Genomic DNA, 9235 nt, shown 5'->3' with positions numbered 1-9235 from the left:
TGGCCGGAATATACGGCAAGCGTTTGCTCTTCCGTCATTTCGGATAGGTATTTCATGGTCAGCAGGTACTGCGCCCAGTTTTGGAATACGGCGCCGTTCCCGCCGTACGTAATCAGTTCATGCGGATGTTGCGCAACGGCATAATCCAGGTTGTTCTGGATCATCAGCATGATGGCCTTTGCCTGCTCACATTTACCCGGATATTCATCAATGGGGCGGGCGTACATCTGATAATCAGGCCGTAATCGGTACATGTAAATGCGTCCGTAGGTGTTGAGTTCGTTTAAAAACTCCTTTGCAAGCACTGGATGGTCTTTCGGATCGAAATAGCGTAATGCGTTGCGAATGGCGAGTTTTTTTTCGTCAGCAGAAAGGATTTCCTTTCTTTTCGGCGCATGGTTAATGTCGGTTTCGTATGGTCTCGGTTGTGGTAAAACGGTTGGGATTCCCTGTCTTATTTGTTCTTTGAAAGTCATGTTTTTAATTAAAAGATTTAAAGATTGAAAAATTTAAACATTGCAGATGCATTTTCTAATTATCTAATTGTCCAATTTTCTAATTGTATTCGTTTTTTTGTCGAAGCCATAAGGGCAATGCCTGCAGCCGCTTCGGCAGCAGTAACCCCGCTTAAGATGGTATTTTTCGGTGAAACATTTATAGCCTTCTGGCGTGTAATAAAAATCTTCACCTTCGACGGGTTTATTTTCGTTATTTTGCTCATCCATAAGCTACAAATTTAAGATTTTCAAAGCAATCGATATCGCAGCCGGGAATATTAATTTTTATAAAGGGAATGACGATTAGAAATCAACAGATATTTTTCGAAACCGATACTAGTGTGAGTGTCTTCCTGAAAAGGGAAGATGAAATACATCCCTTTATTTCGGGGAATAAGTTCAGGAAGTTAAAATACAATCTCCTTCAGGTAGATGCTGATGGACAGGATACTATACTGACTTTTGGTGGTGCTTTCTCAAACCATATTGCCGCAACAGCGTTTGCCGGTAAGGAAGCGGGTTTGAAAACGATCGGAATCATTCGCGGGGAAGAACTGGAACATACATCAGACGAAAATCCAACGTTAAGATTCGCAACTTCCTGCGGGATGAAATTACACTTTGTAACAAGAGACATTTACCGTCAGAAACAGGAGGTTTCATTTTTAGATAACCTTAAAAAGAAATTTGGGGATTTCTATCTTCTTCCCGAAGGAGGGACCAATGCTCTGGCTGTAAAGGGATGTGCCGAAATGTTAAACCAAGCTGACAGTCATTTCGACTTTATCTGTTGTGCGGTGGGTACTGGCGGCACGATCTCCGGAATAATCAATAGTGCGCTTCCGCATCAAAAAATTTTAGGATTTCCCGCATTAAAAGGCGACTTTCTGAAGGATGAAATTCGTATTTTTGCTACCAATGAAAACTGGGATCTAATCGGTGGCTATCATTTTGGAGGGTACGGTAAAGTAGATGAAACATTGGTTTCTTTTTTGAATGGTTTCTCCCAAAAAAACAAAGTCCTGCTTGATCCTATATATACGGGAAAGATGGTTTTTGGCGTTAGGGATATGATCCAGAACGGTTATTTCCCAGAAGGTTCGAAAATCCTGTTAATTCATACCGGCGGATTGCAGGGAATAGAAGGAATGAACATTAGTTTACAGCATAGAAAACTACCAATCATCAATACGCATGTTTAGAAAAGCATCTTTTTTACTGGTTTTAATTTTATTTTCAGCCTGCCACACCACGCAGACAGTAGTGCGAACGACTAAGAAAATGCCCCCGAAAACAACCAGGACAGCATCAAGAACCACAAAAAAAACGAATCATAATAAGCAGGTCACGTCGGCCCAAGCCCCGAAATCTTCGCAGCAGACGCCAACGCGAAAATCGGAGGTAATCGAATCGACTTCCAAAACCGTAGTGTATACGGAGGTAGTGAATGGATATGTGTCTCAATTTAAGGATATTGCAATGGGAAATATGAAGACCTACGGCATTCCGGCGAGTATTATTCTCGCGCAGGGCATTCTTGAATCAGGTGCTGGGAAGGGAGATTTGGCGTTAAGTGCAAACAATCACTTCGGAATTAAATGCCACAACGACTGGACAGGAGAGACGGTACGGCACGATGATGATTCGGACCAGGAATGTTTCAGAAAGTACAAGGATCCTTCGGAATCTTACCGTGATCATGCGTTATTCCTGACGACGAGAACAAGGTATTCTGCTTTATTTAAATTGCCAAAAGGCGATTATGAAGCATGGGCAAGGGGATTGCGGGCCGCAGGATATGCTACCGATCCAAAATATCCGGAAAAACTGATTGGTTATATTGAAAGGTATAACCTGCACCAATACGATTCACAGGTATTGGGGACAGAGTATGTGCCTTTTGAAGGACAGCCGGTCGCCGTCTCTAACTCGGGAGCAAATGCCGGGACCTATGAAGTGCAGAAAGGGGATACCCTTTATTCCATATCAAAAAAATTCAATATAACCGTAGACCAGCTCAGGCAGAAAAATAACCTTGCCGACAATTCCCTTTCAATAGGGCAAAAGCTGATCGTTCAATAATTTAAACTTCATTTTATCATGTTATATCAAAGAAGCAGCCAGCTTTTTGCTGATGCAGAAAAAGTTATTCCCGGCGGCGTAAATTCGCCTGTCCGTGCTTTTAAAGCGGTAGGCGGAACGCCCATTTTTGTCAAAAGCGCCAAAGGAGCGTACCTTTATGATGAGGATGGAAACCGGCTGATCGATTACATCAATTCCTGGGGCCCGATGATTTTAGGGCACGCGTTTGATCCGGTGGTGGAATCTATTACAGAGAAGGCGAAACTCGGAACTTCGTTCGGTATGCCTACGCAACTGGAAACAGAGATTGCAAAGCTTGCGGTCGAAATGGTTGCAGGAATTGATAAGATTCGATTCGTAAATTCAGGGACAGAAGCCTGTATGAGTGCGATTCGGCTGGCACGTGGCTTCACCAAAAGGGATAAAATCATCAAGTTTGCTGGTTGTTACCATGGACATTCGGATTCATTTTTAATTCAGGCCGGAAGCGGCGCCGTAACGTTTGGTTCGCCAAACAGTCCGGGAGTAACCGCAGGAACGGCAAAAGACACCTTATTGGCAACCTATAACGACCTCGAAAATGTCCGGGCGTTGATTGGTGCCAATCCAGGTGAGATAGCGGCGGTAATAATAGAGCCTGTTGCGGGAAACATGGGTTGTATCCCTCCCGCAGAAGGTTTCCTCCAAGGCCTTCGTGAACTTTGTGATGCCAATGCGATTCTATTGATTTTTGATGAAGTGATGACTGGTTTCCGGCTTGCTAAAGGTGGGGCGCAGGAACTTTATGGTATTACCGCGGATATTGTGGCGTTTGGTAAAGTGATCGGTGGAGGATTGCCAGTAGGTGCGTTTGCAGCGCGTGCTGAGATCATGAATTACCTTGCGCCATTAGGCCCGGTTTATCAGGCGGGTACTTTATCGGGTAACCCGCTTGCTATGGCCGCAGGGTTGACGATGCTGCAACATTTGAATAACGACGTTGAAATATTTAGAAGACTTGATGAAAAAACGGCTTATCTGGAGCAGGGAATCAGGAAGGTTTTGACAAATAATAAGGTCGTTTTTACTGTAAATAGGGTTGGTTCAATGATCTCTGTTCATTTTGACGCCAATCCCGTTACTGATTTTGCGTCGGCTGGAAGGGGTGACAATGATACGTTCAGGAAGTTTTTTCACGGACTTTTAGAGGAGGGGATTTATATTGCGCCATCGGCATATGAAACCTGGTTTATCACTGACGCGCTGAGCTACGAAGATTTAGATTTTACGATCGCTGCAATAGACAGGGTATCGAAATTGTTCTAAAAAGAAAAACGTCCCTGGTCAGGGACGTTTTTTTTTAAAGAAAAGCGTATTTCTTAATTTATAAGTTTCTGGAACAACGCCGTATTATTTTTTACCTTTTCGAAGGTGGGTCCATCCAATGTAGCTTCCAGTTTTTTTGCAATAATTCCGGACACAATCTGCTTTCTTTCGGCAGAATCGCCCGCATCAGTCATCATTCTGTATTTCGTTGTAAAAAGTTCCGTAAAAATGGCTTGTTTTTCTGTTGACAATGGCGTGAAAGCATTTAAATCCGCGGTATTTTGTTTTGCTTTCTCCACATTTGACTTAGGAGCGGCAACGGTCGTTTTTCCGGCAGCACTGTTTGGGATAATTGTAGTTTTACTTTGTGCACTCACTCCGACTGCAAAAAGTAGGGAAAAAGCTATAATCAAATTTTTCATAGTGTTGGTAAATAAAATTTAGTATGCCAAATCTAATTATTTTTTGAATACAATTAAAAATTATTTTGTGGATTAGTTGCGCGGCTCTTTCTTTTCTGGACGATTGTGAGCCCTTTTCTTAAAATTTTGCTTTCTGTCGTCTTTTATTTTTTCCCATTTTTTCATTTGTTCTTCGTTCAGGAACTTTTTCAATCGGGCTTTCAAGGCAATCTGTTCATCAAGCATTTTGTTTTTCAGAGCGTAGCGTTCATCAGCGGTTAATTTTTTGCCCGAATCCTTTTGCTTTTTAAAATTCTCGCGGGCGGCGTCTCGTTTGGCATCCATCTCAGCGATTACGGTAGCCATTTCTTTCTGTTGTGACGCGTTCAGGTCAAGCTTCAAAGTGAGTTGCTTAAGACGCAGTTCTTTGCGTTGTTCCGGCGTCAGTTTTTCTACGGGAGGTCTTTCATTTCTTAGGGTTGCCGGTTTTTGTTGTGCAAATGATACCATTCCGGTCATCAAAATTGCCATTGCGATCATTTTTTTCATTGTTTAAAAATTTAAGTTACGTGCCATAAGACGCAGTGCATCCTTTTAGGTTTAATGGCTTCACGTAATTTGTGGTGCCTTTAACAATTTAAACACTGAAAAAAACGAGATGAAGACCATCGGCGTCCATAAACGAGGACTAGCCCGGATGGAAGCGGTATCCTTTCTTTCAGCTTCTTTAGCTGAAGAAAGATACAAGCGTACAGCCGGAAAAGCTCCTGATAGAAAAAATGCGATTTATGAAATCAGCTCCATGGTTTTAAAATCGCCTTCAACGGCCACTTTAATGAGGCCATGTTTTGAAAGGTTTTTGGTGGCGGCATCCCATTTTTTTCCGCTGAGTGCTGCTGTGACCTTCAAAGTCCCCAGATCCATTTTGCCTTCATTGGCTTTTAACAGGGAGACAATGAGTTTCTCTTCTTCAGAAAGCTCAATCTGAACCTGTTTTTTCTCAGGGCGCATTTGCGGAAAGAACAACACTTCCTGGATGGACGCATTGTTGGTGAGGAACATGATCAGCCTGTCCATCCCGATGCCAAGCCCGGATGTAGGCGGCATGCCGTATTCTAAAGCACGCAGAAAGTCGTAGTCGATAAATTGTGTAGCCTCGTCATCGCCTTTCTCAGACAACAGCAGCTGGTGCTCGAAACGTGCTGCCTGGTCAATTGGATCGTTCAGTTCAGAATAGGCGTTTGCCACTTCTTTCCCGCAGACCATCAACTCGAAACGTTCGGTAAGTTCCGGATTGTCGCGGTGTTGTTTGCACAACGGGCTCATTTCTTTTGGGTAGTCGGTGATGAATGTGGGCTGGATGAAATTCCCTTCGCATTTCGCGCCAAAGATTTCGTCGATAAGTTTTCCTTTGCCCATGGTCGCGTCGACTTCGATTCCCATCGATTTGGCAGCTTCGAACAACTCGGCTTCGCTTTTGCCGGAAATGTCGAAACCGGTGTATTGTTTTATAGCGTCGGTCATGGTAACACGGGCGTACGGTGCTTTAAAATTCACGGTATGTTCGCCGAAAGTGGCTTCGGTAGTTCCGTTTACTTCTGTAGCGCAGTGCTCGAGGAGGTTTTCGGTAAACTTCATCATCCAGTTGTAATCCTTGTAGGCCACGTAAATTTCCATCGCTGTAAACTCGGGATTGTGTGTACGGTCCATCCCTTCATTGCGGAAGTTTTTGGAAAATTCGTAAACCCCTTCGAATCCTCCGACGATTAGCCTTTTTAGGTATAATTCGTTGGCAATCCTCATGTAAAGCGCAACGTCAAGCGCATTGTGGTGGGTGACGAACGGCCTTGCGGCGGCGCCGCCCGGGATGGGTTGTAAGACGGGCGTTTCAACTTCGAGGTACCCTTTATTGTTGAAGAAACTGCGCATCGCATTAAAGAGTTTTGTCCTTTTGATGAAGGTTTCCTTTACGTGATCGTTTACGGTAAGATCGACGTAACGTCTTCGGTACCTTTGCTCGGCATCTGCGAAAGCGTCGTGAACGACCCCATCTGCGTCGGTCTTTACAACGGGCAGTGGTTTCAGGGCTTTGGCTAAAACCGTGAGTTCGTTTACGTGGATCGATATCTCGCCCACTTTTGTCTTAAAAACGGTACCGCGGATTCCGATAAAATCGCCAATATCAAGTAGGCGCAGGAAGACCGTGGTGTACATGGTATTTTCGGCATCATTGGAAATATCATCGCGGGAAACGTAAATCTGGATGCGGCCTTCGGAATCCTTCAGTTCTGCGAATGACGCTTTTCCCATCTTTCGTTTCCCCATCAGTCTTCCTGCCAATACAACCTCTTTGCCTTCGAATTTTTCGAAGTCGCTAAGAATCTGCGTTGAGTAGGCGGTGGTGGTGAATTCGTTTGCAGGGTAGGGGTCAATGCCCAGGCTGCGTAATTCTGCAAGTGCTTCCCTGCGTAGTATTTCCTGTTCGGATAATGCCATTTTTTTGCTTTTAAGACTGCAAAGATAATTAATAATTAAAATTGGACAATTTTATGAAACTAATGATTTGAGTTGGTTCAAAGAACATTAAACTTATTTTGGATTATGTATCTTTGTGGCCTAAACCGAAACTTATCCTTACAATTATGAAGTCATTCAAATTTCTAGTGGGCCTTGTTGCAGTTTCCGTATTCTCGAGCTGCAACTTTACAGAAGACATGTACATTAATAACGATGGAACCGGCAAATTTTCGGTTGCAATGGACGCTTCCTCGCTGATGGCTATGGCGGGAAAAGAGGTGGAAAAAAATCCAGAAGCGAATAAAGTGATTGACTCAACCTTTAGTTTCAAGACGCTTTTAGCTACGAAAAAAGACAGTATTTCCAAGTTGCCAAAAGAAGAGCAGGAGCGTTTGAAAAAACTTGAAAACTACACGATGAGTATGAAAATGAATGCTAAGGAAGGGCAGATGTTGTTTACTATGGCTGCAGACTTTAAAAATGTCACTGAGATTGAGGATGCTATGTCCTCGATGAGCAATATTACCTCCACAAACGGGATTGATCAATCAAATCCATTAGCAAAAGCGGGTGGTTTGCCCAATAATAATTCCAAGCTAAAGTACAGTTATAACGGAAGGAAGTTTTCGAGAAAGGCAATTTTGCTTCCAAAAAAGGACGTCGAGAACGATTCGTTGGGCGAAGCATACAATATGATCTATGAATCCTCGACTTATACAGTAAAGTATCACTTTCCAAAGAAAATTAAAAAAGTCAGTGCTGCCGGTGCGGTAATCAGTGATGATAAAAAAAGTGTGACGATTGAGTTTCCATTCATGGATTATATGAAAGAACCTGAGAAACTAAATTTTGAAGTGGAGTTCGAGTAGATTGTATGAAAAATAAAAATGTAGGCTTGCAGGATCTGGGTTTTAAGGATTACAAAGAGACCTGGGACTATCAGGAAGTCCTTTTTCAGCAGATTGTTGATTTAAAAATCAGAAACCGCAGGGACGAAACGCAGTTGGAGACGCCGAATTATTTTCTTTTTGTGGAGCATCCACACGTTTATACGCTTGGCAAAAGCGGAGATGATGGAAATCTGTTGCTCAGCGAATCCCAGCTAAAGGAAAAGGGCGCCACTTTTTACAGAATCAACCGTGGCGGCGACATCACTTATCATGGTCCCGGCCAGATTGTAGGGTATCCCATTCTGGACCTCGAAAATTTCTTTACTGACATTCATAAATACCTCCGATTTCTCGAGGAGGTAGTGATACTGACATTGTCGGAATATGGATTACAATGCAGCAGGAGTGATGGAGAAACTGGCGTATGGCTTGATGTTGGGACTCCTTTTGCGCGCAAGATCTGTGCGATGGGTGTCAGGGCGTCACGCTGGGTTACCATGCACGGTTTTGCATTGAATGTCAATGCAGACCTGGGTTATTTTGACAACATCATTCCCTGTGGTATTCGTGGCAAATCGGTTACTTCGCTACATGTTGAGCTCGGTGTACCCAGAGTCGATGAAGAAGAGGTCAGGCGAAAAATCAAAAAACATTTCACCGACTTATTTGGTGCCAATTTCATTTAGACTACGATTGATTTAAATCCAGTGCAAGTTGCTCCTCAGGCAGTAGCCTGAAAGACATGCGGTGGTGTCTGGTTGGACCGTGTTTCCTTATTGCTTCACGGTGTTCCAGGGTCGGATAGCCTTTATTTTGTTTCCAATTGTACATTGGGAATTCTTCATGTAGTGCATCCATATATTCGTCTCTATAGGTTTTTGCAAGAATTGCAGCAGCAGCGATACTTAAGTATTTTGAATCGCCTTTGATGATGCAGCTATGCGGAATATTTGGAAGTGGTTTAAATCGATTTCCGTCTACTATTATATATAAAGGTAAGGGGTTTAATTTCAGGATGGATTCCTGCATTGCTTTTATTGACGCATTCAGTATGTTTATTTCGTCAATCACTATTGGTTCGAGATGCGTTACTGCGAAACTGATAGCATGCTGTTCAATTATTGGGCGTAGATGCATACGCTGTTTTTCCGAAAGTTGTTTTGAATCATTAAGGAGAGGATGTCGGAAATCCGGGGGCAATAATACGGCTGCAGCGGTAACCGGCCCGGCCAGGCATCCGCGACCGGCTTCATCAGTTCCGGATTCCAGCACAAATGTAGAAAAATTAGATAAAAGCATTGATTGCATAATTGTGTGTCAAAAATAATGTTTTATAATAATAGAAAATAGGATGAAATAAAATATCAAAAAATAGCTATGATTTTAACATTTTATTCACGTATTGTTTTTCTGTTTGCTTCCTGCATCCAGAGGCTGAGATTGCAATAAAGTTAAAAAAAATCATTTTTACGCAACCATTTTACATTAATGTTATCTCTTGAATAAATACAATAAAGTATTTGTAAAGAATTGTGCTGTCTGC

10 protein-coding genes and 1 pseudogene are annotated in these 9235 nt (G+C 42.8%); 5 read left to right on the top strand and 6 right to left on the bottom strand.

Features of this window, described 5'->3' with window-relative positions; genetic code table 11:
* Positions 1 to 476: pseudogene (locus CFE23_RS03955) on the bottom strand (urocanate hydratase); the annotation flags it as partial.
* Positions 477 to 539: 63 nt separating this feature from the next.
* Complete coding sequence (locus CFE23_RS03950) at positions 540 to 725, bottom strand: DUF5522 domain-containing protein (protein ID WP_291084313.1); 186 nt, start codon at positions 723 to 725, stop codon at positions 540 to 542.
* A 68-nt stretch (positions 726 to 793) separates the two neighbouring features.
* Here CFE23_RS03950 and CFE23_RS03945 point away from each other — a divergent pair, with 68 nt between their 5' ends.
* The 3 genes from CFE23_RS03945 to hemL are packed head-to-tail and all read left to right on the top strand — an operon-like array spanning position 794 to position 3884.
* Positions 794 to 1699, top strand: coding sequence for a pyridoxal-phosphate dependent enzyme (locus tag CFE23_RS03945; RefSeq protein WP_291084311.1), 906 nt, complete (start codon positions 794 to 796; stop codon positions 1697 to 1699).
* A complete protein-coding gene (locus tag CFE23_RS03940; protein WP_291084308.1) occupies positions 1692 to 2579 on the top strand; it encodes a glucosaminidase domain-containing protein in 888 nt (295 codons plus the stop codon). The genes CFE23_RS03945 and CFE23_RS03940 overlap by 8 nt, the downstream gene beginning before the upstream one ends.
* Positions 2580 to 2597: 18 nt before the next feature.
* Complete coding sequence (gene hemL, locus CFE23_RS03935; protein WP_291084305.1) at positions 2598 to 3884, top strand: glutamate-1-semialdehyde 2,1-aminomutase; 1287 nt, start codon at positions 2598 to 2600, stop codon at positions 3882 to 3884.
* A 53-nt stretch (positions 3885 to 3937) separates the two neighbouring features.
* Here hemL and CFE23_RS03930 read toward each other — a convergent pair whose 3' ends face one another.
* From CFE23_RS03930 to lysS, 3 genes are all read right to left on the bottom strand, one after another.
* Positions 3938 to 4306: a hypothetical protein gene (locus tag CFE23_RS03930; protein WP_291084302.1), complete on the bottom strand. Its 369-nt coding sequence runs from the start codon at positions 4304 to 4306 to the stop codon at positions 3938 to 3940.
* Positions 4307 to 4378: 72 nt separating this feature from the next.
* Positions 4379 to 4834 (bottom strand): hypothetical protein, encoded by a 456-nt coding sequence (locus CFE23_RS03925; RefSeq protein WP_291084299.1) that lies wholly within the window; start codon positions 4832 to 4834, stop codon positions 4379 to 4381.
* Positions 4835 to 5071: 237 nt separating this feature from the next.
* The gene (gene lysS / locus CFE23_RS03920; protein ID WP_291084296.1) at positions 5072 to 6781 is read right to left on the bottom strand and encodes a lysine--tRNA ligase; all 1710 of its coding nucleotides are present in this window, start codon (positions 6779 to 6781) and stop codon (positions 5072 to 5074) included.
* Between the two features lie 146 nt (positions 6782 to 6927).
* Between lysS and CFE23_RS03915 the strand changes: the two genes are divergently transcribed.
* Positions 6928 to 7671, top strand: a complete 744-nt coding sequence (locus CFE23_RS03915; protein WP_291084293.1) for a hypothetical protein — start codon at positions 6928 to 6930, stop codon at positions 7669 to 7671.
* Positions 7672 to 7676: 5 nt separating this feature from the next.
* On the top strand, positions 7677 to 8378 hold the full coding sequence (gene lipB / locus CFE23_RS03910) for a lipoyl(octanoyl) transferase LipB (RefSeq protein WP_291084289.1): 702 nt from the start codon (positions 7677 to 7679) through the stop codon (positions 8376 to 8378).
* A 1-nt stretch (position 8379) separates the two neighbouring features.
* Here lipB and CFE23_RS03905 read toward each other — a convergent pair whose 3' ends face one another.
* A complete protein-coding gene (locus tag CFE23_RS03905) occupies positions 8380 to 8991 on the bottom strand; it encodes a ribonuclease HII (RefSeq protein WP_291084285.1) in 612 nt (203 codons plus the stop codon).
* Positions 8992 to 9235: the final 244 nt, after the last annotated feature.

It is taken from the genome of Flavobacterium sp. BFFFF1 (assembly GCF_002256285.1).
Lineage (GTDB): Bacteria > Bacteroidota > Bacteroidia > Flavobacteriales > Flavobacteriaceae > Flavobacterium.
Note: the sequence above shows the minus strand (reverse complement) of the source record. Positions and strands in the feature narration are given on the sequence as shown.